Genomic DNA, 26,628 nt, shown 5'->3' on the forward strand with positions numbered 1-26,628 from the left:
TGTTTTTATGAGTGATTTTAACGAAGCTCTTTATTTTCGTGACTTGAATAGGTATCCTACGCTGACTCCGCAGGAGGAATCGGCGCTGTTGAAAATTATCAAGAACGGTGAAACCGAAGAAATTCGAAAGTCTGCCTTGCAGCGCCTTATCCGTGGCAACTTGCGATTTGTGGTGAGTGTCGCCCGCAAGTACCAGGGTCGTGGCCTTTCCCTTTTGGACCTTATCAATGAAGGTAACCTCGGTCTTTTCAAGGCGGCTAAGCGCTTTGACATGGACAAGGATGTGAAGTTCATCAGCTACGCTGTGTGGTGGATCCGTCAGTCCATCCAGAAGGCTTTGTTCGAACAGGTGGGCGCAGTCCGCATTCCGCCTAACAAGCTTGCCTTGGTGAACCGCTTCAAGCGTGCTTTGATGCAGAATGGCGGTGACTACGACAAGACCATCTCGATGGAAGAATTTGCTCCTTACGAACGCGATATCGTCGAAGTCATGGAAAAGATTGTCGATATCTCGCTCGATGCTCCGATTGGCGATGATGCCGGTGTCTCTAGTGCCGATTCTGTGAGTACGCTTATGGACGTGCTCGGCAGCGATGGCAACCAGGACGAGGACATGGAACGCGAAGAGCGCAAGAAGCTCATCCAGGAAACGCTTTCGTCACTCCCGCAGCGCGAAGAAGAAATCCTCCGCATGTTCTACGGCCTCGATACGGTCGAAGACACGACGCTCAAGGACATCGGCGAAGACTTGAAGCTCAGCCGTGAACGCGTCCGCCAGATCAAGAACAAGACTTTGCGTCGCTTGCAGAAGAGCAAGGAACACAAAGAAAAACTGGCTGACTTCCTGGAAATCTAATTGGAACTCTAATGTCGAATCCTTCATCTGCGCCTCGTACTGCCGCGTACCTCTTTTTGATTTTTTTCTTTGGGGCGCTGCTTGCGTATGGCGGATTCAAGTTTTATAGCAAATACGGACCATCCAAGACGGTCGTAGGGGAAATCCCGTTCGGGCTCGAAGCGGGCACTTCCGTGTTGAATGGCGATGCCCCGAATTTCAAGGCTGATGTCGAAAGGCTGCCGGTGCAGGCCCAGGCCGAATTCCGCCGTGCGGGTGAACTTTCACGTAGCGGGGCGACCAAGGCCGCTTACGAAATTTACGATGCGCTCGTGCTCCTTTACCCGAATGTAGATGCGGCGGTTTGGGGCGAAGTCAATACTTTATTCCACATGGATTCTGTGTCGGAGTCGATGCGTGACCGTGCTGAACTTTTGATCGGGCGCCTCATGGCGCGTTACCCGAATACGGGCATCAGCTTTTACCTGGACAGCCGCAAGTCGCTCCTTGCTGGGAACTTGACTGTGGCGGTCGAACTTGCAAAGATGGCGAGTTCACGTGCTCCATCCATTTATGAAATCAGACTTTGGTATGCGGAGCTTCTGCTCAAGAATTCGAACATGAAGGAGGCGGCAAATGAATGCCGTGCCGCCATCAGCCTTTCTTCGGGCGACTCGCAGCGTGCATTTGAACTCTTGGCTAAAGTCTACCATGACGATGGTATTTTGGACAGTGCTGCGCTCGTGGTCGATTACGCCTTGACGCAGTTCCCGCTTTCTTCGGAATTGATGCTTTTGCGCGGCTACCTTGCTGAATACAATGGCAAGTTCGACGTTGCCGAAAAGACGTACCAGCGCATTCTCGCGTTCCGTCCGGATTTCGAAAAGGCCCGCCGAGCAATGGCGACGATTGGCGAAAAGACTGCTCCTGGCAAGAACGGCCATTATGCGGGTTCGTCTCGTGACCGTGCCCAGGTGGCGTGCGACATCCTTGCACCGCTGGTAGAACGTTATCCTGAAAACTTGCCGCTCCGCGAAGCTTTGGGAACCGCTTATACCAAGGCCCACATGTTTGATATGGCCCGCCGCGAGTTCAACTACATCCTCAAGAACGACCCGGATTACCCGGATATCAAGTCTCGCCTGAATGAACTTGAACAAGTGCGCAAGGCGGCCATCGAGGAATACAACAACGGTCTTACAGCTAACTTGAACCGCGCCGTGGATAGCCTCCGCGAATCTATGATGCCCGAACAGAAACACGACTTCTCGACGAAATTGGGACATTATCTTGTTCGCTATGGTGCTTCTTCGCAGGAATTCTTCAAGAAGTATTCTGCTTCTAATTTTAAACAAGTGAAGCGCTTTGTCTGGCAGGAAACTTTCTACGAAAATCCGTACCATCACACTTACACGGTCGTCTTTGATTCGTTGAACCGATTCAAGGAAGTCCATGTTGTCGTTTTTGATTCCGCTTCGAATTCGAACCATCTTGGTGTGGCGCCTGAAATCTTTACGCGCCTCCTCAAGCAGAATTCAAGAATTTCTGGCATCAGCAACAACACTGGTGAAACCGATTGTGGCGATGGCGTTGTCATGGATGCCGCTGTCTGGGAAACCCGCGATAACTTCGAAATCCTGGCCCGCATCGTCGGAAAGCCCGCCGAAGTGCGCATGGTTCGCCTGGATCGCAATACTTTGCCCCCGTCAGGCATGAAACTTTGCGATTATCTGCCACTTCTTATGGAATTTTAGCTCGCAATTATCTATTTTGTAGCTATATGTTCCGTGGTCGTTTTTTAGCTTTAGTTTTGTTCGCTGCATTATTGGAAGGCTGCACCTGCTGCGCCTACTTGAACCACATGTTCAATGCAGAACGTCTCTATGACGAAGCGACCGAACTCCGTGAGGCCCGCTTGGATAGTGTTCCTGACGAAACACAGTCTTATGCAAGCGGTGAAGAAGCCCAGAAATACGAAAAAATCATTGAAAAGGGTTCCCGAGTTTTGGAACGCTTCCCCAAGAACAAAAAGCGTACCGCGGAAGCCGTTTTCCTCATTGCGGAGTCTTATAGGCACAAGGCTGACTGGCCGAAGGCCATTACCAAGTACGACGAATACGAACGCTATTTTGCCGATAACGATTCCATGCGTGCTGTAGAATATCAGCGTGCTTACTGCCTCTACCGCAACCAGGAATTCAATATCAGCCGATTTGCGCTGGAACCTGTCGTTGCCGACAAGAACCATCCCTATTATTTCCAGGGACTCAACTTGCTTTCGCTCTTGGATGAAAAGTCCGAAGCTCCGGAACAGGCTATCGCCGCTCTTGAAGCAGTGCTTGCCGATACAAGCGGAACCCCGTACATGAAGGGCAAGGCTCATTTCCGTTTGGCAGGGCTTTACTACAAGATGGAAAACTGGGACAAGGCCCATCAGCATTATAATGCCAAGGAAATCGAGAACCTGAACGATCGCGAACGCCAGACGGCGGGCGAGCAGTCGGCGGAATGCCTTGTGAACAAGAAGGAATATCTCAAGGCTGCAGATGAATTTAAGGAACTTTATAAAGTCGAAGCTTACGAAAAACAACGTGCGAATTACCTCGTGCGTATCGGTGAAATGACTCTCTTGGCGGGGCGCAATGCCGATGCTTTTGTGATTTTCAATAAGGTCAATACTGAGTATCCGAAAACGGTGCATTCTGCCCGGGCTTATTTCAACATGGGCGATTACGAGCAGACCAAGGTTCTGGATTACGAGCTTGCAATGCTGTATTACGATAGCTGCTATATTGCAAGGTCTATCAGCGAGTATGGCAAGAAGGCCCGTGAACGCCGCAACGCTTTAAGGCGCCTGGTCTCGATGCGCGATAAAAATGATGAACTTCGCGAGAGTAAGGATTCCATTCCCGACATGAAGTCTTTCTTCAATAACGAGTTCATGATTGCGGAACTCTTCTTGCTCAAGCTTTCTGAAGCCGATAGCGCTGTTGCAAGACTGACGAATGTGATTGAAAATTCTCCTGATACCGCTAACGTAATGCGGGCCGCTTATGCAAGGGCATTCATCTATGATGAATTCTTGCATGATCCGGATACAGCCGAAGAATATTACAAGGAAATCATCGAGAAGTATCCGAATACGGATTATGCTAAGCAGGCTCAAGCGAACTTGGGCTTGCGTGTGACCATGAAAACGCGTGAAGACGAGGCACGTGAACGTTACATGGCTGCCGAAAGCTTGTGGACTGCGGCTTCTGAAATGCCTGTGAGCAAAATGGATTTGGTGGACTCTGCCTATGCTCATGCCTTTGCCGCGTTTGATAGCGTCTATAAGGAATTTCCGCAGACGCAATCTGGAATTCAGGCGCTTTATATGAAGGCCATTTATTACCAGATGCTCCCGAATATGGATAGCGCTGTTGTCATTTATCGAGAACTCAGTAGTAAGTATGGACAGACCCAGTGGGGCAAGCGCGCTGTTTATGTGCTGAATACGCGACTCACGACGACTGATGATGATATCGCCAGACTTCGCAAGCGCACGGCGCAGAACATTGAAAGCCTCAATAAGAAATCTGCAAAATACTACGAAGAACTGAATGCCAAGCCCGAAGAAAAGAAGGCTGAGGTTATTAGCAAGGAAGACGAAATCCTCGAAAATACGTACAACAGCATGTACGACTTTGAATAGGTTTATGCATTCTCGACTTTTTGTTGCTGTTCTTCTTTGCGTCTTGGTGGCAATTTCTGGATGTTCCGGTTCCACACACCGCAAGGGTTACACTCGCGTGACGAAATCGTCACGTGTCCAGAAAAAAGCTGAAATTGGCTATACCTTTACGGGAGATGCAAGTTATTACGGTAAGGGGTTTGATGGCAAAAAGACCGCGAGTGGCGAGATTTTTGACCGCGACGACTTTACTTGTGCCCATAGGACGCTCCCGTTTGGCACAAAGCTCAAGGTGACGCGCATAAAGACGGGTGCTTCTGTTGTTGTGCGTGTGAATGACCGCGGGCCGTATGCCAAGAAGCGTGTGCTCGATTTGAGCGAAGCGGCTGGTAAAAAGCTTGGGCTTGATAAAGCCGGCCATGCACAGGTCAAGGCCGTTGTTGTAGAATAGTTGTTGTGAGTGAAAATGCCGCGACTTGTCATGCCTGCCTCTGAGCAGGCATCGCCTTTTTTTTACGACTTTGCGCAAAATGTCATCTTATGACATGTTGTGATTCTATATTAGTGCTCGTAATAACACTAAACACCAAAAGGTGAATATATGAATCGCAAAGTAGTTAAAGTGAATAAGCATGTAGTCGAAATTCCGGAACAGTCTCCGTGGGATTCCGGCTTTTCCATTTTCAAACGCCGCATTGGCGAACTGATGCAATTAAGTGGCAACGATGATAGCGTCATCGATGATGACGACTTGATTCCGTATTACCGCATGGGTGAAAGTGAAACGTTCGTGCTTTCCGCCCTCGGCTGCTCCGGGTATTAAAAACGCGGCAAACGCCGCGCAAATATTAGCGTCATTCCCGCTGGAGCCTGTCATGCCGGACTTCGTTCCGGCATCGCCTTACACAGTTCTACTTCGCTTTATAGCTGACAAAGCGGACATTGTTGCAAAAATCTTTGTGGATTCCCGTGAATTCCAACCACGGATATTTTTCGGCTTCGGCCTTGAGCATTTCACCTTGTTCAGAACCGATTTCAAGCAAAATAGATGATCCCGGCTTGAGTTTGCCTTCGGTCTGCTGCAAAAGCTTGCGGACAAGGTCAAGACCGTCTGCACCGCCGAACAAGGCTAGTGCGGGGTCGTACTTTGCAACTTCGGGCTGGAGCTTGTCTTTTTCGCTGTCCGGAATGTAGGGGAGGTTTGCGATAAGGCAGTCGATTTTGGGTAAGGTCGCTGAGTCTGCCGAAGCGCCGACGACTTTTGCGATAACGTCAGCGGTGACGGCGTTCAGCAAGTCGCCCTGTGCGAAGGTCAATGTGCTTGCTGCATTTGCGGAACTTGCCGAAGCGGTGGAATCGGTCGAAGATGCGGCGCTTTCCGCGTCGGGATTACCTGCGAGGTCGTTCGCTTCAGCATTTGTACGAGCGAGGGCGAGAGCGTCTTCGGAAACGTCTGTTGCCAAAACCTTCGCGCCTGCAATTTCTTTCGCACAAGCGATCGAAATGGCGCCCGTGCCAGTGCCGATTTCTACGATGAACGGCTTTTCAACGCCCTTGAGACAGTCGGCTGCCATGTCCACGAGCGATTCCGTTTCCGGGCGCGGAATAAGTGCACGGCGGTCGCACTTGATAATGAAACCGCGGAAGCTTGTGTCGCCGATGATGTGCTGCAGCGGCTCACGCGTTGCACGGCGTGCAACCATCGTGCGAAGCACGTCCAGCTCCGCTGGCGTGAGCGGCTTCTCGAAGTTCAGGTACAAGTCCATACGGTTCTTCATCTTGAGACCGTAGCTGATGATGTACTCGGCATCGAGACGTGCATCAGGAATGCCCTTCTTTTCAAAGAAGACCTTGGTACGGTTCAAAATTTCAAGAACTGTCATCTGCGGCTGTGGCATTGGACTTACCTCATGGATGGGATCTTGTCATTCCCGCCACCGAGCGGGAATCTCCCTTACTTAAGCGTTGAACTTTCCGAGCTTTTCCTGGGCGTTTGCCATCTGGAGACCGTTGATGATTTCATCGAGATCGCCTGTGACAACCTTGTCCAAGTTGTAAACGGTGAGGCCAATGCGGTGGTCCGTCACGCGGTTCTGCGGATAGTTGTAAGTACGGATCTTGGCAGAACGGTCGCCAGTACCCACGAGGGCCTTGCGGTTTGCCGCTTCTTCCTTTTCCTTCTTCGCGATGACGGCGTCAAGAATCTTGGAACGCAACATTTCCATAGCGTGGAGTCTGTTCTGCAACTGGCTACGTTCGGTCTGGCAGCTCACCACCACACCCGTCGGGATATGAGTCAAACGCACTGCGGAGTCCGTCTTGTTGATGTACTGACCGCCAGCGCCCGAAGAACGGTAGGTATCCATGTGGATGTCCGCTTCGCGGATTTCCACGTCGACTTCTTCTGCTTCAGGGAGGATTGCGACTGTAGCTGCAGACGTATGCACGCGGCCCTGCGTTTCCGTTTCCGGCACGCGTTGCACGCGGTGAACGCCACTTTCGAACTTGAGCGTCCCATAGACGCTGTCGCCTTCGATGAACACGCGGATTTCCTTGTAGCCACCCACCGTGCCTTCGCTCAAGTCCTGGATAGTCATCTTCCAGCCCATCTTGTCGCAATAGCCGCGATACATGCGGAACAGGTCGCCTGCGAAAAGTGCTGATTCGTCACCACCCGTACCGCCGCGAATTTCGAGCGTTGCGTTACGGTAGTCCCACGGATCCTTCGGCACCATCAAAATCTGGAGTTCGTCCGTCACTTCGGGGAGCTTCTTTTCGATCTCCGAAATTTCGGCCTTGGCCATCGCGACCATTTCCGGGTCGGAATCGCCGAGTGCGGCCTTGTATTCATCAAGGTCGTCCATCATCTGCAGGTATTCCTTGGCCTTCAAAACAGCCTTTTCGATACCCTTGTACTGCTTGTGAATCTTGTTGTAACGAGCCTGGTCACCGAGAACATCCGGATTGCCGAGTTCCGATTCCAGTTCTTCGTACTTTTCAATGAGTTTTTTAGCTTTATCTTTCATCGTGCCCAAAGATAGAAAATTGGAAACGCTGCGGCAAAAGTGTGCGAGGCGAGAGTAGTGAGAAAGCTCAAAAATTTATTTTCGCTTTTTTTGTGCGGTGTCGCCAACGGTTTGCGGGGCAATCAACCTTTGGTGTTAACCATTGATTGCAAAATGAAAGGCGTGCAGCGCGGCCCCTTGTTTTTGAAAAATAAACATCTTATATTATAGAAACCTCCTTAGTAGTGTGTTGCCGAGTTTCTCCTGTCTAGTGATACTCCATAGTTATTATATCGTTGCTTATATGAAAAAATAAAGGACATAGCTATGGCTAGACCGATTCGTGAAACTCCGATTCTCTTTGGCGAAGATGCTCGCCGCTTTTTAGAGGCGATGCAGAACGTGAGACCGGAACCTCCTGAAGTTCGAGCCCGCATTTTACGAGATTACGAATTCATGAAAAAGGCTTACGAGCTGGGTATGGCTGAAAAGCGTGCCCGCGAAGAAGCCAATGGAGGTGTTGACCCGTGGTTCGACAATACTTAGAAAAGACAAATGTGAGATTTATTCGATTAAATCCCCAAAGTACGATAAAAAAATTTACTTGTGGGGATCCTGATTTGGATGATTTTATTCGAAATCGTGCGTCAGAATTCCAAAAGCATTTTAAGGACAAAATGGAATTCAATCGATTCCGTAAAAAGCAGGGTTTTCCGAATGAAAAGTTGGCTGTGGTGAGGAATCCTCAAATCCGGTTGATTCTTGAATCTGTTTATGGTGGCTATTTTAGTAGGACTTCTTTTGGTTTTGGTGATGTCAAGTTCTAAAGATGTGCTTGAGTGGAACCGAGGTCCTTTTTATTGAACGCGATTCCAGATCCCAGTTGGATTGGGAGTTCCAAAAGATTGGTGAAGTATAAAATAACCGGTTACAAGTTCTTTTTGATGTACTCGTCGTAGTCAATATTGCGACAATTCCAAGTTTCTTTTACCAAGAACGTTAGCTCGATTTTGGGTTTTTCGGAAAGCTCTCCGCAGTATTCGAACAGGAATCCGACGTGCATGTCAAACGGGCGTGCTTCGTAGGCACAGTTGTCGTGGATTTCTGTGATGGCGATGGTGTCCTTTGAAATCTTGGTAAGCACGTGTACAGCGGGCGATGTGTCGATAACGTTTAGTACATAGAGCGGGCACCCGTCCTGAGTTCTTGAAACAGCTCCGTTGTTTTCATAGAGCTTGTTGCCCATGTTCATGGCTGTTCTTAAAAACAGTACGCCTAATCCACTGGCGTTTTCAGCGGTAAGCTTGTGCAGCCCGAGTTCTCTCAGCTTTGCGATGCTTGGACTTTCAAAACATGTTTCTTGTGATGCGTCGCAACTTTTAAAAGTCACGTTGTAGCCGAGAACGTTATCGTCGTAAGTGACTTCAGTGATACCGTAATATTTGAGGTAGCTATCTAGCGTATATGCGGGGACTGTGTCGGGATTGCCGACGACGTCAGGATCATTACCTTTGTTGCCTTCTCCTGCTGTGTTGCTTGATGAGTTTGGATCAATGTATATTGGTGTGAAACCCTCATCATAGCGTGATGAAGATGAAACGTCTACCGAAGGCGCTGGACTTGTGTTACTGTTTGACGAATCGGGAATTACGCCGTTCGCGGTTTCGCCTTCTGAAGAACTGCTCGATTTCTCTCCATTGGCGATCTGGTTTTGTTCTTCGGCTGTTCCTGCAATTTTATCTGAACAGGCAAACGAAAAGAAAGCGGCTAATGCCATTGTACTTGCGGTCAAGAATTTGTTGAACAACTTAGTCATTACCTTTCTCCTTCGCCTTTTTTGTGAGAGGGAATAACTGTAAATTTAGTCTATAAACTTGATCGATGTTTTTGTCGCCTGCGGCAATGCTCACGATTTTACGGCGACATTCGTCGAGTTCTTTGACGATTTGTTCGTAAGAGTCCTTGGATATGCCCATGGTGACACCGGAAAAGTTGCGTTCGGTGCGGGCTAGGTCTAGTGAATTTGCTGCAATTTTGGCCATTTCGCGGTGCATGTCGCGGATGGCGAGCTTGGTTGCTTCGGGGGAACCCTTGATGGATGTCTCGGTCTGGGAGTATGTGTTTTCTCCCTCTTTTTTGAGGAACCCGGCTTTGACCAAAAAATCGAGGGACTGCTTGATGTCGGCGGCGGAAACGTCCGTGTAGCACATCTTGGCAAGTTCGCCTGGAGTGGCTCCCGGCATGAGTGGGGCGAGTTCTCGTAAAACCGGATTTCGCCAGCTTTCATAAAATTCAAAAAGATCGCCTTCGACGACTCTGACTTTGTGGACTCTAGCGATTTCGAGCATCTCTTCGTAGGCGGCCTTCTTTTTCACTTCGTCTGTTTCTTGGCCGAAGTTGACCATCGCCCTGAAGTAGTCCATCTCGAATCCGACAAGTCCCATGGCTTGCCCGGTGCGTTCGACACCGATACGGCTCAAATTGCTTTTCCCGTCACAGACGACCTTCATGTACGAAGATGAGGTAAAGCCTGCGGCCTTGGAAAATTCTCGCCACGAGAAAACATGGCGGAGCTTGCGCTCTTCGTAAAAGTCGCGCATGTACTGTCGGAAGTCGGAGTATTCGATAATCGCTTTCATCACTCCTAAATATAAATTGAAATTTACCGAAAAGCAATATTTCTATGAAACGGATTATTGTAAAATTAATCAAAAATGGAGGTTTTTAACTGAATTTTATTTTTTAGTATTGTGTATGCAACGTTTGCCGCGAACAGAAATGTGCGATGGTGCCTACTATTGTTTTTGAGAATAAACAGGGATTTTTGTCCTAATGTAATAGAAATAGAGTATTTTGGTAGGTATGAGCGTTTTTGGATTTTATGTCGAAGTCAATGCTGGGTGCATTCTGATACTGATGCTCCTTTTGTACAGTATCAAGAGACTCCCGACGCCTCAGATTAAGTATGAGCTTTTCCAGAAACTGGTGCTTTGGCATATTGTCTATTTCTTAAGTGATTCCGCTTGGGCTCTTGTGAACGATGCTGCTTTACCGAAAAATACGTTTACCGTTTTGGCTGTGAATTATTTCAATGCCATTATTATGCCGATCGTTGCGTACAACTGTTTTATGTTTGCTGAAATCAGTACACGCCCGGAAATGACTCGTAAGCAGATTGAAACGCTTCAATTTAAATTACGCATCCCGATTGTTGTGCAAATAGTGGTGTTGCTTATATCATTTGCTATCGCCCCCGGCTTTTGGCTTGATGATCAGTTGGAACCTGTTGACTTTTTTTATTTCATTTTGTCCTTCTTGCCGTTGATTTATTGGGTGGCGGGGACAGTCCGCGGTTTGCTCCGCACGCGGACGATGCTAAATAGGGCTAATCTTGGAACGTATCTGATTGTGGCTAGCTATACGCCGGGCGTGTTGGTGGCGGGGGGCGCACAGATTCTCTTTGCCTTGACGACGCCGATTTTCTGCTTCTGGTGTACCGCTATTATTTTGTTTGCGTATCTGCACATGCAAAACCAGTTGATTTCGACAGATTCGCTGACAATGCTCAATAACCGCAATCGTCTGCATGACTATTTGCACCAGCCGCGCGAAGAGAAAAACTCTTTTGTGATTATGGTGGACGTAGACCACTTTAAGCAAATTAATGATACTTATGGACATGCCGAAGGTGACCGTGCGCTCGTTATTGTTTCGCAGGCGCTCAAGAAGGCTTGTGAACGCTTGGGGTCTTCGATGTTCCTCTGCCGTTATGGTGGCGACGAATTCTTGATGATTGCGCAGACTGAAGTCCCGGACGAAGTGATTAAGGAAGTCCGTGGGTGTTTGCAAGAAGAAGTTGCGAAGCAGGGCGTGTCGCGCTCTTATAAGATTGAAGCGAGTATGGGCTTTGCCCGTTGGGATGGAAATCCCGAAAGCTTCAAGGAAAGCATGATCAACGCCGACAAGAGAATGTACGAAGAAAAACGCTTGGCGTAGCTTTACCCCTCAAGCTTGTTTTTCTGATAATGCTTTGATGTGTAGGCGAGGAACATGACGTCGGCGATGGCGAGTGCGACGCCGCAGACGAAGAACACTTGCTGGTGCATCCCGAAGTGGTTTGCCATGGCGCCGCCCACGAGAATACCTGTTCCAATGCCGATGTCCCATCCCGAGAGGTAGGTGCTGTTTGCCGTGCCACGCTGGTCGTGGCGGGCGAGGTTCACGCACATAGTCTGGTAGCCGGGGAAAATAAGTCCGAGGCTTGTTCCGATAAGGAATGCGGACAAGAAAAACGTAATGGGCCCGTGGCTAAAGGCGAGGATGAAGTAGGCGACGACGATTAGCGTCATGCCGGTACCCACAAGATGAATCAGGTAACCGCGGTCAATTAGGCGGCCTGTCATGATGCGGTTCAAGATTAGGCCCGAAGCGATAAGTGCGTAAAACCAGCCCGTGCCGCCGATACCAAGTTCATTAGCGTAAATGGCGATGTAGTTCGTGACCGGGCCGTACGCAAATCCGACGAAGATGAAGTTTGCAAATTGCGGAACGGCGCGCGTGAGGAAAAATCGGTCAAGCGAAAGCGGGGCGCAGACTTTCTTTTCGCGGGGTTTCACCTTGAGCGTCTGCACAAGCACAAGTCCAATCACGCAAAGGATTGTAGAAATGGCAAAAACGATCCCGTCGCCGAATGCTTCGTAAAGAAACATTCCGGTCATGGGACCGGTGGCGAAGGCTAAGTTCACGCTAATCCCGAAATACCCGATGCCTTCGCCTCGGCGACTTGCGGGCAGTGCATCAATAGCCACCGTATTACTTGCGGTACTCGAAATGCCAAAGAACAGCCCGTGTGCAAAACGCACGACCGCTAGAATCGGCAACAGCCCGACTGTCTTGTAGCCTAAAAAGCAGAGTGTAAATGCGAAAAATGTCCAAAAGTATAGCGGCTTTCGGCTGAACGTATCGACGAGGAACCCCGCAAAAGGCCTGCAGGCAAGCGCTCCAATCGTGTAGAGCGAAATGATGAACCCTGCGGTTGCGTTGTCTGTCTGGAATTTGTCGATGATGTACAACGGCAAAATCGGCAATAGCTGGTAAAAGCTAAAGAACAGCAAAAAGTTCGCCGCAGCGACGGTAATGAACGTGCGGCTCCAAAGTGTATTATCGGGAATGTTGGACTTTGTTTCCATGTAAGCAAAAAATAGTATATTGAGGGTATGGAGAAAATACATAAAATAGCATTATTGCTTTTTTTGTGCGTTTGGGGAGCAGTATCTTGTTCGGAAGAACATCCGTTTTCCAGTGCGTTTATGGAAAAGCCAGTTTCGACTTTGGATTTGGGTGAAATTGGTGCCGAGGGAATGGTCTATGTAAAAGCCTCAGGGGAAAAGACTTTCTTGGGGACGCGTGATGTTTTGGCAAAATCCTTGGAACGCCCTCAAATGAACGTTGATTTTACCTATGACTTTTATATCGGACGTCATGAGGTTATCTGCAAAGATTTTAATGAGACTATGGGGTTTGTGACGGGGGTGACTGTCCCTTGTCTTATGGATTCGCTGCCGGCTTCGAATGTGACTTTCTTTGATGCGGTGCTGTATGCGAATGCTTTGAGTAAAAAATACGGGCTTGATTCGGCTTATTCTTTTTCCAAGGTGGATTTGGATGCCGAAAAGCACTGTGTGAAGATGAAAAATTTTAAGTTCGTTCCCAAATCAAGTGGCTATAGGTTACCTACAGAAGCGGAATGGACTTTGGTCGCTTCTGAAAACTGGAACCCGGGAAATGGCTGGAATGCCGTGAATTCCGGGGCTGTCGTTCATAAGGTTTGTTCTTCGAATGAATCGCAGAATCGCATCTGCGACATGGCGGGGAATATGCTTGAACTTGTGAATGACCGATATGCGTCTTTCAAGGATACTACGGTCGCCAATTTTGTGGGCTCGATTGATGGCGATGCCCTTGGATCTTGCGTGGTAAAAGGGGGGAGCTATTATTCATCCCCGACAACGATGAATTTGTACAATCGTGGCGATACTTACCCCATTTTAAGTTCGACGAAAGGAGATTACATTGGCTTTAGGCTTGCTCGTGGTTCTATTCCCGATGCCATGTGGTTTTCGGATAATGGGAGTACGGTTTCGGCGCCGATAACGCCGCTGATAGAATCTGCGGAATTGAAATCGATGACGGGTTCCTATAATGCGAAACTCGTGTTCCGAAATGATGCGCAAGGCAATCTTGTTTATATGAATTTCGGAAAGACAACGACCGTTGTTCAGTTTGAAGATGGTGTTGAAGTATTCCATCCTGATATTTCGCCCAATGGAAAGTATGTTGCTTTTTGCACATCGATGGAGGGCTCTTCGCAAACGTCTTTCATATACGTGCGTGATTTGACGGATGCTAGTAGCAAGGCTGTGAGAATGTCTTCGATGAAGGGTGCTATACCGAGGTGGCGTGTGAACCCTAATGGGGATACTGTGATTGTGTTTGTGTCTTCGGCGGGAGGCAATCGTGGCGACCAGTTCTTGTTAGAAGGTACGTGGCAGGTGAAATTCTCAAATGGAAAGTTCGGTACGCCAGAAAAGATTTTTGATGGCGCTTACCACGGTGGTGTCTTGAATGATAATCGCCTTGCGATTTCGTCGTCTCCTCTGTTACGGGCCCGCTTGTCTGATGGAACTTGGAAAACAGATATGATTTGGTACAACGGTGAGCAGGCTTGCAATGCATCTTTGGCGAAAGATGGTAGCAACCGTACATTGTTCCTTGATTTTGGCGGATCGGAAGGTCGTGAATTTGTAGGGGTTGATTATGGGGTTCATGAAAGGCTCCTTATTGCAGATAGTACGGGACGGTTGGTCCAGTCCGTACCTTCGCCTGCAGGTTATTCCTTTGACCATAGCGAATGGGCTGTTGGCATTTTGAAAGACTCTGCCAGTAACCTTGTCGTTGCGACTCTTAGCGATATCAATGGCGTTCATCGTGAAGTCGTGCTAGTGGATCTGAATGATGGTCGCATAGTCCCGCTTGTCGAGGGTGAAGAACTGTGGCACCCGTGTCTTTGGGTGTGGCAAGATAGTCCAAACCGCCCGAAACCTGTTGTGGATATGGATAGCGCTGGCGTTTATTATGATAGCGAAGTCCAGAACCCGTATTCATTTGCTGCTGTGGAAATGGGGATAAAGCTGAAATCCTTCTGGAAAGAACGTGATGATTTGCAGGCTGTCATTTTGGGAAGTTCAATGCTTTTGGATGCTGTTGATGATAAAGCAATGATATATACCAAAACTTTGAATATGGGCGTGAGCATGATGGATATCAATCTGTTTGATTACTTAATTCGAAATTATGTTATTCCGTATGCTCCTAATGTCAAGTATCTTGTAGTGGAGTTGTCGCCTGGACTTATGTTTAGAAGCTATCAGGAAGTGACTGCTTTTGTTCTTGAAAGTTCCCCGGGGATACTGTACGATAGGCTTCATTTGTCCGAAGCTACTAAAAATGAAATAGCGGAGTTTAGTCAACAGCAACAATTCCCGAAAATCCTGCTAGGGCAGCAATATTTAGACGGAACGTTCCTGATGCCTTCTGGGTCGTGGGAAGCCCCGATTGTGAATGTGGATCTTACCCCGTTGACTTTTGATGCGCTTGTTTTGCAGTATAACCTGAAAATTTGGGAATTGCTAAAGGCTCTGGCGGATTCGAAAGGAATCCAGCTGATTGCCGCGATCCCTCCGCGTAACCCGGGGTACAAGGATACAGAGGCTTTTGATCCGTATGGCCCGAGTTGGGAGGTGGCTCATCAAATTATTGACGCGGTCAAGAATATGGGGATTATGGTTTTCGATGAATACAAAGATGGCCATCACGACTATACCGACGCGATGGCCTATAATCCCAATCACTTGAGCTATCTTGGGGCGGCTCTGTTCACTGCAAGGCTAGATGCCTTCTTGAGCGCGTTGCCTTAGATTATTTACGTTCGAGTGCTACAAGCGTTTCGAGGTGCGGGGTGCCGGGGAACAAATCCATCGGCAGCACTTCCTTGACGCGGTAGCCGTAACGTTCCCATTCGGCGAGGGCTGCAGGGATTTCGTCGGTGCCACAGAAAATGTGGAGCACACGCACAGGCTTGCGCATGGCGAGAGCGCGGATGACGCCCGGTTCAGTACCCTTGCGCGGCGGGTCCAACAAAATGCGTTCCGGTTCGCCAGGGATCGGCCGCGGAAGTCTCATTTGCACAAACGTCTCGTCAATTTTCCCTGCGATGAACTTGTAGTTTTTCTTCAAGAATCTTGCAGAAGCCTTGGCGCAATCGATGGACGGGCCTTCCCATTCCACACCGAGAACGGACTTGGCGGCTTCACCGAGTGCAAAGCTGAAGAGGCCGTAACCGCAGTAAAGATCCAAGAAATGGTCGCCCTTTTCGAGACCGAGCAAGCGGCTTGCGGACTTAATGAGGTTGTGAATCTGGCTTTCGTTAATCTGGCTGAAGCCCGTCACCGGGTACTTGAGCCTGAAATGGCCGAGGTCGAGCGAAAGTTCGCGCGGGCCGTAAAGCTGCTTGAAGTTGAGCGTGTCTGTCGGGCGCTTTGCTTCGAGATAGTAGTTGGATCCTGTCGGGTCCACGTAGGCATGTGCTGCGGTCACGTGGTATGGGCTCTGCTGCAAGACTTCGGAAATCTGCTTGAGCTTGCGCACGATACTTGCATCGAGCTTTTTCACGTTGAAAATCACGATGCGGTACTTGTACGTGCCGCGGATGATGAGCCAGTTGAGCGCGTAAGCGAGCGGCTTGTATGCCGGCGTGATGAGCTTGTCGAACAACAGGCGGTAAATGGCGTTGTGTTCTTCGGGCTCCAAAATGCTATCGTATTCGTTAAAGCGGAGGTCGCCCGGCTTCATTTCGACTTGGCGCTTGGACGTCGTGCGGTAATTGCGCGGCATGGGGCTAGCCACGATTGGCTGCGGACCGCGTGCAAGACGGTTGACTTCCCAAAATTCGCGGATGGCTTCGTTCTTGACCTTAAGCTCGTCCTTGTAATCGAGCGGAGCGAGGGTCTCGCCGTAAGCGAAATCCGATTCCTTCGTATAATTCGGGAGGTTATGGGCTATTGCTTGTTCAAAAAACATGAAATCCTCTTTTTTCTACCCTCAAATTTAAAAAGTTCCCGGAAAGTTTAAAGCCTATTTTTATGCTATGAGGGAGTAATTAGTGGTTAGTAAACAGTAGGTATGAGGCGTGAGGTCGGGGCTACGCCCCTTTGAGGCATGAGCAATGAGGTAAACGAGTCATCCTGAGCGGAGTGCAACGTAGCCGAAGGATCCAGTGACAGTTGTGCTCTTGGGGGAGGCCCCCTTAAGGGCGAAATTGAATTGCTTTAGAGCGTGTTTTACCTTGTTCCTCCTTTAATTATTTTGTATTATTTGTACAAATAAAAAAGGAGTGAGTTGTGAATTTTAGGCGTGTTGTAGGAATTTTTTCTGTTGTTTCGACAATTATGTCGTTTTATGCATGTGGCGACGACAAATCTTCTTCTGCAAATTCTTTACCTGATGAAGTAGCTGATAAAGCTGAACTCGAAACTTACGAATGCAACATGTCTGTCATTGGCGGAAAAGTATTCGTGAAAAGCTTGGGTAAAAATTACGAATGCGATGGCGAAGAATGGTTCGAATCTTACGACCAACCGAAATCGAGTGCGAAGGGTAAGAGTTCTTCGTCTAGTAAAGGAAATAGCTCGTCTTCTGGTAAGTCTTCCTCGTCTTCTTCTGAGAAGGTATCTTCGTCATCGAGTAGTGCGGTGGAACAGTCGAGTAGCAGTGTAATGTCTAGCAGCTCGCGCCCCACAGAAATCCTTGAACCCGAAACCAAAGTGAACGAAAGATGTTCTGAAACGGGAGCCTGCGACGCAATGGATAAGAATGATGTCGGCACGTGGCATTTTGTGCGCAAGGATGATTTTGGCGATGATGTTGAATACACTTACAAGGCTGACGGTCGCGATTTGATTGTAACCATTAAGAGTGCTGATGGCTCGGTAGATTCTAAGACTTATTCCATGTATAATATGGAGTCTGAAGTGGGTGTTGAAATGGCTTTCAATGCTGCGAAGTCCACCTGCAAGGACGGTGGCGGAAACGACAAGAAAATAAAGACTTGCGTGAAGGATACAACGGAAGTTTTGCCAGAGTGTGATCGGGAGCATGAAGGCTACCTTGCGTTAATAGGTTCTGTTTATAAAATTTGCAAGTCGAAATCTTGGACCAAAGCGACTGTATTAGAGTATGATACCTATGGTTTGGAATGTCTCGACGATGGACGAGCCGTATGTGGGAATGTTATTGATAGTAATAAGTATGTGTGTGAATCAGGAAAATTCCGTGAGGCAAATTCCATTGAACGGGATACTTATGGCTTGGATTGCGTTGAAGGACGGACCGTTGCTGGTAGAGTGAATGAAGAAAATAAGTATACATGCGAATTGGGAAAGTTCCGTGAGGCGAATAAAATTGAAATTGATACTTATGGTTTTGAATGCGTTGAAGGGCAAACGGTTGCAGGTAATGTAAATAAATATAACAGGTATACATGCGAATCGGGAAGGTTTCGTACAGCGAATGAATTCGAAATACATACTTATGGTTTGGAGTGTGTTGAAGGGCTTGTTGTTAAAGGTTCTGAATTCAGTTCTGGATATTATGTTTGTAAATCGGGAAAGTTTGTTGAGGCTGCTGACGATGAACGGTCTGTAGGTTTGGCGTGTATGGCTAATAACGAGGGGCAAATTGCTGAGGGGCGTCCTGTGTCTTATTCTGGTCCATCACCGTTGCCTATGTATAAATATTATTGTTCAAATCAGGAGTGGAAAAATATTACAAATTGGGATTGGAATGTTTCGAAAGAAATTCGTTTTAATCCTGAGGTAAAGTATGGCTCCATGATAGACGATCGAGATGGGCGTGTTTATAGAACAGTGAAGATTGGCGAACAAGTGTGGATGGCGGAAAACTTGAATTATTCGGACAGTATAAAAACGCCAAGCCTTAAGGGTAGAAGCTCGTGCTATGATAATAAAGATGAGTATTGCGAAGTGGCTGGTCGACTTTATACTTGGGCTGCTGCATTTGATTCTGTTGCTAGGCCTGATTTGGCGGAAAAATTGGCTTATTGTGAACGAACCGTTACCGTTTGCGATGTTTCAGCCAAGACTCAAGGAGTGTGTCCTAAAGGTTGGCATCTTCCTGACACGACGGAATGGATAAATCTTTTGGTTGCTGTGGGAGGTGGTCGTGGAACTTGGGCGAATGTGCGTGGCGCTGAATTTCTCAAATCTCGAACAGGTTGGTCGGATTCTGGGACTCAAAATTTCGATGATGCTTTTGGCTTTTCTATGTTGCCTGCGGGATGGTGGGATGCTCAAGAAGGTTATTTAAAATTTGATGCGAGTGGTTTTTATGCTTATTTTTGGGAGGTTACGGGGCGTCATTTGGTGGTGGGGAGTGGTGCATACGCATGGATTACGAATGGTTATAAAAAAAGCATGATGAGTGTCCGTTGTGTCAAGGACGAATAGTCCTGCTACTTAAAAATTGAAAGCTGATGCCCTGTTCCATCATATGGACGGGGCGATTTTTTTGTGGGGTTTTAGGGGCGGAGCCCCTAGGCGAAAGGGTGATGGAAGACCTGGTGGACCTTATCGGTGTGTTCCAAACTGACTGTGGGGACGCCGGGGCTGAAATTAGGGGAAGACTTGCCCCTTTTAATAGAAAAGGATATTTTGGAATGAAGGAGATTGCTTATGAAAAAAGAATATGATTTTGCAAAAATGCAGGCTGTCAGGAATCCTTATGCAACTGCATTGAAAAAACAGATAACGATTCGTTTGAATTCGGGTACTGTTGAATATTTTAAAGCGATGGCAAAAGAAGTCAGCATCCCTTACCAGACTTTGATTGATTCGTACTTGACGGATTGTGCGTTGAGTAAACGCCGACTGAATATTCGTTGGAAGTGAACTACGACGCCCTGTTACTTAATACGGACGGGGAAATTTTTTTTTGTTTATGGTGGCCCCGGAACGGAGTCCGGGGTGACATGGCGATAAAAAAAGACCTCCCAAAGGGAGGTCTAAGAGCGGCGGACCGGGATCGAACCGGCAACCATTAGCTTGGAAGGCTAAGGCTCTACCATTGAGCTACCGCCGCGAGCATGCACAATTATACAAAAATACGTCGATTTTTAAAGGGGTTCATAAAAAAGTTGTTGGAAAAATATGAAAAAAATTCTAAATTTACGCTCGCATTAACAAACAATCATATCAGAGGTAGCATACTTGTTCCCTAATCCGCGCGATCGTCGCATGCCCAACCGTCCCAGCGATGGGACCCGTATCAACGAAGATATCCATATCTCTCCGATTCGTCTCGTGAAAGAAGATGGCGAAGCTATCATCATCGAGACGAGCAAGGCATTGCAGATGGCGAAAGACGCCGGACTGGACCTTGTGGAAGTCTCCCCGAATGCTAAGCCGCCTGTCTGCCGCATCATCAACTACGGCAAGTACAAGTTTGAACAACTGAAGAAGGCTAAGGCCGCAAAGGCCAAGCAGCACGTGGTGAAGCTCAAGGAAATCAAGATGCACCCGAAGACTGCCGAGAACGACTACCAGTACCGCATCAAGCAGGCTGGCGAGTTCTTGCAGGACGGTATGAAGGTGAAGCTTATCATGCAGTTCCGTGGACGCGAAATGGCGCACATGGACTACGGCAAGCGCCTTATGGAACGCGCCAAGGAAGACTTGGCTCCGTTTGGCGATTTGGAAATGGATTCGCGGGTGGAAGGCAACACAATGCTTTCTATCTACGGTCCAAAACGTGGTGCCGGTAAGAAACAAGACCAGGCACCGAAGCCCGTAACCGAGCCAAAGGCAGCAGGTGAGGCTTAACTATTAACCTACGAGGTAAAAATGCCTAAGATGAAAACTCACAGCGGTGCTAAGAAGCGCTTCCGCGTGACTGGTTCCGGCCATGTCAAGTTCAAGCGCGCTGGTATGCGCCACATTCAAGCTAAGATGAACACTAAGCGTAAGCGTAACCTTCGTAAGGGCGCTCTCGTTAAGAAAGTCGATACCTATCATGTCAAGCGTCTGCTTGTCGTAGCATAAGGAGAGTAAGAATGCCACGCGCAAAAACTAGAGTTCCTTCCCGCGAACGCCGCAAAAAAATCCTCAAGGCCGCCAAGGGTTACTATGGCCGCCGCAAGTCGAACCTTCGCCTTGCTATTGACGCCGTTGCCCACGCTGGTCAGTATGCCTATGCACACCGCCGCGACAAGAAGGGTGATTTCCGCTCTCTGTGGATCACTCGCTTGAACGCTGCTGTTCGTGAATTCGGCATCAGCTATAGCCAGTTCATTTACAAGCTTTCCAAGGCTAACATCAACATGAACCGCAAGGTTCTCGCTGACTTGGCCGTCGCCGATCCGGCAGCATTTGCCAAGGTCGTCGAAATCGTGAAGGCTGCTTAAGTCCTGACTTAGCGAAAACGCGAGAAATTCGCCCTGCTCCTTGCGAGTGGGGCGTTTTTACATTTAAGGCGATGGCCAAGTGTGAGCCGGAGTCGCCAGGCGTAAGCTGGCGATGTAGGCGAGAGTGAGGCTATACCCTATTTTCATACAAGCAGTTAAGCCGGAACGGTTGCTACTGTGAGCCGGAGTCGCCAGGCGTAAGCTGGCGATGTAGGCGAGAGCATGCGAATAGTCGGAGTCTCGTTTTTTGATCAATGAGCATGCGGTCGTGTCCCGCCGTCGCCGATCCGGCAGCATTTGCTAAGGTCGTCGAAATCGTGAAGGCTGCTTAAGTCCTGACTTAGCAAAAACGCGAGAAATTGTGCCCCGCCCGAAAAGGCGGGGTACTTTTTGCTTTTGATTGTATACAAATTATAGTGCTATTGGTTCGCTGTATTGGCTTTGGAGCTTATAAAATCGGTTTTTTGTCCGATTTATATGCATGAGTCTGAAATTTGAACGCTTTTTATGCTAAAAAGAGGAGATGCCCGCACAGTGGCGGGCATGACAAACGGTTCAGGCGGACATGACAGGTTCCGGTGGACGTGTCATGTGCTAGAACAAATCTACGTCGAGGACGGTCTTCTTTTTGCTCTTGGGTTCGACGACGGCGATGGAATATTTTGCCGTGCTGAGCAAGCGATTGACTGTTGCGAGGACTTCGTCTTCGGTGATGGCGCGGATTTTCTTCTCGACATCTTCCATCGTGTGGAATTCGCCGAGGTGGAGCGTCTGTTCCGCCATGCGCAACACGCGCTTCTCGGGACTGTCGGCGCCGAGGTGGAGCCCGCCGAGGATGTTCGTCTTGGTGCGTTCGAACTCATCCTTGATGAACCCGTGATGCAGGAATTTTCTGACTTCGGCAATGGAAAGCGCGAGAGCTGTCTTGAGCTGGTGCGGCTCGGTGGCCAGGGCAACGCCCCAGTCCACGCAGTCCTTGTAAAGGTCTGCGGTGGAATACACGGAGTAGGCAAGGCCTTTGTCTTCGCGGATTTTTTGGAACAAACGCGAGGCCATGCCTGCTCCCATCGCCACATTGAAAAGCGAGAATGCACAACGGTCGCGGTCGCTCATCAGTGATCGGTCGAAACTCAAACCCCAGAAAAGGTTCGATTGAGTGATGTCGCTTTTCTGTACAATCTTGATACCTTGATTCGGCGTATAGATGTCTTCGGGTGTGATTCCGTTAATCTTTTTTTGTTCAAATTTTTTAGCACAAAGTTCTACGAGTTCTTCGTGCTTGACTTTACCTGAGGCGCAAACGTAGAGCGGAATTTCGTCGGTGACTTGATGTCCGTACTTGAGCATTTGCTTGCGCGTGAGAGCTTGAACTTGCTTCACGTTCCCGGTGATGGAATGCGCAATACCGCAGCCCTTGAAATGGATGGCGTTGAAAATGTCACCTACGAGTTCTTCGGGAATGTCGTCGTAGCTGTGGACTTCCTCGATAATGACGTGGCGCTCCTTTTCCATTTCTTTCTTGTCGAAGCGCGGGTGCATGAGCATGTCCGAAATCACGTCAATGGCAAGCGGCATGTCGCTGCTTTCGACTTGTGCGTAAAAGCCCGATTCCTGGCGGGTCGTGTACGCTTCGAGATTCCCGCCGCGGTCTTCGATGGCGTGCGCAATTTCGAGTGCGGTGCGGTTCTCGGTTCCCTTGAAAACGAGGTGCTCGTAAAAATGGCTGAGCCCGAATTCATCGTGTGCTTCGTGGCGGCTCCCGCGCGGGACCCAAACACCGACGGCTGCCGAATAGGCGTGCGGCATGTAATCCGTTAGAATGGTAATTCCGTTTTCGAGGACAGTCTGTTTGATATTTTGTTTCATTTTTTGTAATACGCGCGTCGTATGGGAGCTAAAAGTTTTATTTGCGGCTTAACTATAGCAATTTTGGGTAAAAATGTAACAAAAAACACATTTTTGGCACCCTTTTATTGTTGTGTAAATTTTTCTAAATTTTGCGCGAAAATAATGTTATGACTCACAGGAGAACGAAATGGGAAAAGACTTAAAGGAAATGGCTCTCCAATACCATTCCATGGGCAAGCCGGGCAAGATCGAAATCGTGCCCACCAAGCCGCACAGCACGCAGACGGACTTGGGCCTTGCATACACGCCGGGCGTGGCTTCACCGTGTCTTGAAATCGAAAAAGACCAGAACCTCGCTTACGAATACACGGGCAAGGGCAACCTCGTCGCTGTGATTAGTAACGGTACGGCTGTGCTTGGTCTCGGCGATATTGGCGCACTTGCTGGTAAGCCGGTGATGGAAGGCAAGGCTTTGCTTTTCAAGATTTATGCGGGCATTGACGTGTTCGACATCGAAATCAACGAAAAGGATCCGAAGAAGTTTATCGAAATTGTGAAGGGCATTGCCCCGACGTTCGGCGGTATCAACCTCGAAGACATCAAGGCTCCGGAATGCTTCGAAATCGAAGACACGCTTAAGGCTGAACTCGATATTCCGGTGATGCACGATGACCAGCACGGTACGGCTATTATTTCTTCCGCTGGCCTCTTGAACGCTATCGAAGTTGCAGGCAAGAGCATTCGCAACGTGAAGATGGTTGTGAACGGCGCTGGCGCTGCCGCTTGCGCTTGCACACGCCTCTACTTGTCTCTCGGTCTCAAGAAAGAAAATCTTGTGATGTGCGATAGCAAGGGCGTTATCCGCAAGGACCGCAAGGGCCTCACCGAAGCAAAGGCTTTCTTTGCAACGGAACGCACCGACATCGAAACGCTCGAAGATGCCATGAAGGGTGCAGACGTGTTCGTCGGCCTCTCCAAGGGTAACATCCTCACTCGCGAAATGGTGCGTAGCATGGCTGACCAGCCGATTGTCTTTGCTCTTGCAAACCCGACTCCGGAAATCAGCTACGAAGAAGCTATGGCAAGCCGTGGCGACCTCATCTTTGCAACGGGCCGTAGCGACTATCCGAACCAGGTGAACAACGTTATCGGTTTCCCGTACATCTTCCGTGGCGCTCTCGACGTGCGTGCAACGACGATTAACGAACACATGAAGCACGCTGCTGTCCGCGCGATCGCCGCTCTCGCTCACAAGCCGGTTCCGGATGTGGTGAACATTGCATACAACTCACAGCGCTTCACGTTTGGCAAGGAATACTTGATTCCGAAGCCGCTCGATCCGCGCCTCCTCACGGAAGTTTCCATTGCAGTTGCCAAGGCTGCTATTGAAAGTGGCGTGGCCCGCAAGCCGATTACCGATTGGGACGCTTACTACGATCGCCTCCGCGACATGATGGGTTATGACAACAAGCTCATCCGTCAGTTCAGCGATACCGCCCGCAGCAACCCGAAGCGCGTCGTGTTTGCCGAAAGCAACCTCAACATGCTCAAGGCTGCTGTCCAGGCTCAGGCAGAAGGCATTGCACACCCGATTATGCTTGGCAACCCGGAACGCATCCAGATGATCGCCCAGCGCGAACAGCTCGACCTCACGGGCATCAAGATTGTGAATCCGCGTTCTCCGGAAGAATTCGAACGCCGCCGCAATTACGCTGCAATTTATGCTGAAGAAAACGGCCGCAATGGCGTGACCTTCGAAGAAGCCCGCGACGACATGTTCGAACCGAACCACTTCGGTATGATGATGGTGAAGGTCGGCGATGCCGATGCGCTCATTTCCGGTGGCTATTCCAAGTACTCTGAAACGATTGAACTTGCTAAGGAAATTATCGGTATTCGTCCGGAATACAAGCACTTCGGTGCTATGCATATCCTCAGCACTAAGAAGGGTACGTTCTTCCTCGCCGATACGCTCGTGAACCGCGACCCGGATGCAGAAACGCTCGTCGATATCGTGAAGCTCACGCACGACGCTGTCCGCTTCTTTGCTCACGAACCGGTGATGGCTATGCTCAGCTACGCAAATTTCGGTTCTGATAAGGAAGCTGCTCGTGGCACCGTGAACAAGGTCCGCGAAGCCGTGAAGACGATTCACGAACAGTATCCAGATTACGTTCTCGATGGCGAAATGCAGGTGAACGTGGCTCTTGACAAGGATCTTCGCGATACGAAGTACCCATTCAACAAGATCAAGGGCCAGACCGTGAACACGCTCATCTTCCCGTGCCTTTCTTCTGCAAATACCACTTGCAAGATGCTCTTGGAAATGGGCGTTGGCGAATCCATCGGTCCTGTTCAGATGGGCTTGAACAAGCCGGTTCACTTCACCGACTCCGACGCTTCTGTCCACGATATCTTCAACTTGACCGTTGCCGCCGTCATCGACGCCATCGTTCAGGAAAAGAAGGACGAAGAAAAGAACAAGAAGAAGTTCGACAAGATCTGGTAAGCGTCGACTTTGTGTCATCCTGAGCGTAGTCGAAGGATCTAGATGCTAAAGAGGACTCGGTTAAGCCGGGTCCTTTTTGCTTGCTTGCTGGTTTTTGTATATATTAATTGTGTAGGATAAAAGGAGATTTTATATGAAGCGGAAGCTTTATGGAGCCTGTGGAATTGCTGCTTTGGCATTTGCGGCTTGTTCTGAAGATAATGGCTCGAATGCGTTTAATGAACAGGGGCCAGTTGCAGATGCTTCGTCGAGTTCTGTCGTGGCGCCTTTAAGTTCTTTGGCGGAATCTTCTGGTTCCGTGGAGCAGTCCTCCAGTTCTCTGTTCGGACTTTCTTCTAGCGCTCCGGTCCCTGAATCGTCAAGTTCCGAAGCGGAATTGTCCTCGAGTTCGGCTGCGTTGTCAAGCTCTTCTGCAGAACTTTTGTCGAGCTCCTCTACTGTACTTTCGTCAAGTTCGAGTTCGTGTCGGCGGATGCAATGGAGTGGTTATGATAATGACTCGACTGTTGTGATGGAAGCCTGTGGGGATTCTGCGTGGCCCCAAGATGCTGTTGTAGATGGCGTGTGGCGTGTGGTGGAAACGGATTCTTCTTGTCCCTATTGTGGTGTTTATGACGAACGTGTTGGACAAGTTGTGAAAGGGAATTCGTCAATAGCTTGGAACGAAGGTGTTGGCGAAAACGGCGAAGTGCTGACTTCTACGGTGCTGCATTGCGGTGGAGTTTGTGGAACGGCTGTCTTGAAAAAAGGAACTTTGACATATAATCCGTTCGTATCAGTCGGCTTTACGCTTGCAAGGGACGGTTCCGGGAAGCCAGTTCCTGTCGATGTTTCGACATGGAATGGAATTTGCATTTCTTATTCTTCAGCTGCGGCTCCGTCGTTGGAATTGGATTTGGGTGATTCTCTAAATGCTGCGTTTGGCTATGCTCAGCCGACGGTGTCTTTGCCCAAGTCTTCCACTGGTACGAGAAGATGCCTTACATGGGATCAATTTAAATTTCCGTCTTGGTTCAAAGGCGAAGCGGAAGGCTGGCGTGAAAATACGGGTCTAGTGGCTTCTAAGCATCTTGTCGGGGTGCGGTTTAAATTACAAGCGTTAGAAGGCAATTATATTTTTCATATTGCATTTTTGGGGTCGAATGACCTAGGTGTCGAAAGATTCTACTGACATTGTGATGCGTTGATTGGGACCGCTTCGGCGGTCCTTTTTTTTTATACAGT

Annotated in this window: 23 protein-coding genes and 1 tRNA gene; 16 read left to right on the plus strand and 8 right to left on the minus strand. The window is 48.9% G+C overall.

Annotated features, from left to right (window positions below):
- Positions 1–7 precede the first annotated feature (7 nt).
- From CRN95_RS13110 to CRN95_RS13130, 5 genes are all read left to right on the plus strand, one after another.
- The gene (locus tag CRN95_RS13110) at positions 8–856 is read left to right on the plus strand and encodes an RNA polymerase sigma factor RpoD/SigA (RefSeq protein ID WP_072830344.1); all 849 of its coding nucleotides are present in this window, start codon (positions 8–10) and stop codon (positions 854–856) included.
- A gap of 11 nt (positions 857–867) precedes the next feature.
- On the plus strand, positions 868–2,589 hold the full coding sequence (locus CRN95_RS13115; protein WP_097021181.1) for a tetratricopeptide repeat protein: 1,722 nt from the start codon (positions 868–870) through the stop codon (positions 2,587–2,589).
- Positions 2,590–2,645: 56 nt separating this feature from the next.
- Entirely contained in the window at positions 2,646–4,529 is a 1,884-nt protein-coding gene (locus CRN95_RS13120) for a tetratricopeptide repeat protein (protein WP_235003049.1), read from the plus strand.
- Positions 4,530–4,533: 4 nt separating this feature from the next.
- Entirely contained in the window at positions 4,534–4,959 is a 426-nt protein-coding gene (locus tag CRN95_RS13125) for a septal ring lytic transglycosylase RlpA family protein (protein WP_088630814.1), read from the plus strand.
- Positions 4,960–5,109: 150 nt separating this feature from the next.
- Positions 5,110–5,331: a hypothetical protein gene (locus CRN95_RS13130; RefSeq protein WP_088630815.1), complete on the plus strand. Its 222-nt coding sequence runs from the start codon at positions 5,110–5,112 to the stop codon at positions 5,329–5,331.
- 88 nt (positions 5,332–5,419) lie between these two features.
- On the opposite strand, the gene CRN95_RS13135 is transcribed toward CRN95_RS13130, so the two are convergent.
- Positions 5,420–6,406, minus strand: a complete 987-nt coding sequence (locus tag CRN95_RS13135; protein WP_088630816.1) for a HemK/PrmC family methyltransferase — start codon at positions 6,404–6,406, stop codon at positions 5,420–5,422.
- A 60-nt stretch (positions 6,407–6,466) separates the two neighbouring features.
- Positions 6,467–7,534, minus strand: coding sequence for a peptide chain release factor 1 (gene prfA, locus CRN95_RS13140; RefSeq protein ID WP_015732162.1), 1,068 nt, complete (start codon positions 7,532–7,534; stop codon positions 6,467–6,469).
- 306 nt (positions 7,535–7,840) lie between these two features.
- Here prfA and CRN95_RS13145 point away from each other — a divergent pair, with 306 nt between their 5' ends.
- Both CRN95_RS13145 and CRN95_RS15040 read left to right on the plus strand, forming a co-directional pair.
- Positions 7,841–8,059, plus strand: coding sequence for a hypothetical protein (locus tag CRN95_RS13145; RefSeq protein ID WP_088630817.1), 219 nt, complete (start codon positions 7,841–7,843; stop codon positions 8,057–8,059).
- Positions 8,041–8,340, plus strand: coding sequence for a hypothetical protein (locus tag CRN95_RS15040; protein WP_235003050.1), 300 nt, complete (start codon positions 8,041–8,043; stop codon positions 8,338–8,340). Before CRN95_RS13145 ends, CRN95_RS15040 begins: the two co-directional genes overlap by 19 nt.
- Before the next feature lie 101 nt (positions 8,341–8,441).
- Here CRN95_RS15040 and CRN95_RS13155 read toward each other — a convergent pair whose 3' ends face one another.
- Both CRN95_RS13155 and CRN95_RS13160 read right to left on the minus strand, forming a co-directional pair.
- On the minus strand, positions 8,442–9,329 hold the full coding sequence (locus tag CRN95_RS13155; protein WP_097021183.1) for a hypothetical protein: 888 nt from the start codon (positions 9,327–9,329) through the stop codon (positions 8,442–8,444).
- Complete coding sequence (locus CRN95_RS13160; RefSeq protein ID WP_088630819.1) at positions 9,322–10,152, minus strand: TIGR02147 family protein; 831 nt, start codon at positions 10,150–10,152, stop codon at positions 9,322–9,324. Before CRN95_RS13160 ends, CRN95_RS13155 begins: the two co-directional genes overlap by 8 nt.
- A 223-nt stretch (positions 10,153–10,375) precedes the next feature.
- Between CRN95_RS13160 and CRN95_RS15045 the strand changes: the two genes are divergently transcribed.
- Complete coding sequence (locus CRN95_RS15045; RefSeq protein WP_235003051.1) at positions 10,376–11,509, plus strand: GGDEF domain-containing protein; 1,134 nt, start codon at positions 10,376–10,378, stop codon at positions 11,507–11,509.
- A gap of 2 nt (positions 11,510–11,511) precedes the next feature.
- On the opposite strand, the gene CRN95_RS13175 is transcribed toward CRN95_RS15045, so the two are convergent.
- Positions 11,512–12,702, minus strand: a complete 1,191-nt coding sequence (locus CRN95_RS13175) for an MFS transporter (RefSeq protein ID WP_097021224.1) — start codon at positions 12,700–12,702, stop codon at positions 11,512–11,514.
- Between the two features lie 27 nt (positions 12,703–12,729).
- Between CRN95_RS13175 and CRN95_RS13180 the strand changes: the two genes are divergently transcribed.
- Positions 12,730–15,489: a TIGR02171 family protein gene (locus CRN95_RS13180; protein ID WP_097021184.1), complete on the plus strand. Its 2,760-nt coding sequence runs from the start codon at positions 12,730–12,732 to the stop codon at positions 15,487–15,489.
- Position 15,490: 1 nt separating this feature from the next.
- On the opposite strand, the gene CRN95_RS13185 is transcribed toward CRN95_RS13180, so the two are convergent.
- A complete protein-coding gene (locus CRN95_RS13185) occupies positions 15,491–16,651 on the minus strand; it encodes a class I SAM-dependent RNA methyltransferase (RefSeq protein ID WP_097021185.1) in 1,161 nt (386 codons plus the stop codon).
- A gap of 320 nt (positions 16,652–16,971) precedes the next feature.
- Here CRN95_RS13185 and CRN95_RS14860 point away from each other — a divergent pair, with 320 nt between their 5' ends.
- Positions 16,972–19,095, plus strand: a complete 2,124-nt coding sequence (locus tag CRN95_RS14860) for a fibrobacter succinogenes major paralogous domain-containing protein (RefSeq protein WP_159462321.1) — start codon at positions 16,972–16,974, stop codon at positions 19,093–19,095.
- A gap of 225 nt (positions 19,096–19,320) precedes the next feature.
- A complete protein-coding gene (locus tag CRN95_RS13195; protein ID WP_088630822.1) occupies positions 19,321–19,536 on the plus strand; it encodes a BrnA antitoxin family protein in 216 nt (71 codons plus the stop codon).
- 118 nt (positions 19,537–19,654) lie between these two features.
- Here the strand turns inward: CRN95_RS13195 and CRN95_RS13200 are convergent.
- Positions 19,655–19,726, minus strand: a tRNA-Gly gene (locus CRN95_RS13200).
- A 155-nt stretch (positions 19,727–19,881) separates the two neighbouring features.
- Between CRN95_RS13200 and infC the strand changes: the two genes are divergently transcribed.
- Genes infC through rplT form a run of 3 tightly spaced genes read left to right on the plus strand, consistent with a single transcriptional unit; the run spans position 19,882 to position 21,047 of the window.
- Positions 19,882–20,466: a translation initiation factor IF-3 gene (infC, locus tag CRN95_RS13205; RefSeq protein WP_014545554.1), complete on the plus strand. Its 585-nt coding sequence runs from the start codon at positions 19,882–19,884 to the stop codon at positions 20,464–20,466.
- Positions 20,467–20,487: 21 nt separating this feature from the next.
- A complete protein-coding gene (rpmI, locus tag CRN95_RS13210; protein ID WP_014545553.1) occupies positions 20,488–20,685 on the plus strand; it encodes a 50S ribosomal protein L35 in 198 nt (65 codons plus the stop codon).
- 11 nt (positions 20,686–20,696) lie between these two features.
- The gene (gene rplT / locus CRN95_RS13215; protein WP_014545552.1) at positions 20,697–21,047 is read left to right on the plus strand and encodes a 50S ribosomal protein L20; all 351 of its coding nucleotides are present in this window, start codon (positions 20,697–20,699) and stop codon (positions 21,045–21,047) included.
- Positions 21,048–21,641: 594 nt separating this feature from the next.
- Here the strand turns inward: rplT and CRN95_RS13220 are convergent.
- Positions 21,642–22,913, minus strand: a complete 1,272-nt coding sequence (locus CRN95_RS13220; protein ID WP_097021186.1) for a pitrilysin family protein — start codon at positions 22,911–22,913, stop codon at positions 21,642–21,644.
- Between the two features lie 169 nt (positions 22,914–23,082).
- On the opposite strand from CRN95_RS13220, the gene CRN95_RS13225 reads away from it, so the two are divergent.
- Positions 23,083–25,404, plus strand: coding sequence for an NADP-dependent malic enzyme (locus CRN95_RS13225; protein ID WP_014545550.1), 2,322 nt, complete (start codon positions 23,083–23,085; stop codon positions 25,402–25,404).
- A gap of 133 nt (positions 25,405–25,537) precedes the next feature.
- Positions 25,538–26,575, plus strand: coding sequence for a hypothetical protein (locus CRN95_RS14710; RefSeq protein ID WP_145993999.1), 1,038 nt, complete (start codon positions 25,538–25,540; stop codon positions 26,573–26,575).
- Positions 26,576–26,628 lie beyond the last annotated feature (53 nt).

This window comes from Fibrobacter sp. UWB16 (assembly GCF_900215325.1).
Taxonomy (GTDB): Bacteria; Fibrobacterota; Fibrobacteria; order Fibrobacterales; family Fibrobacteraceae; genus Fibrobacter.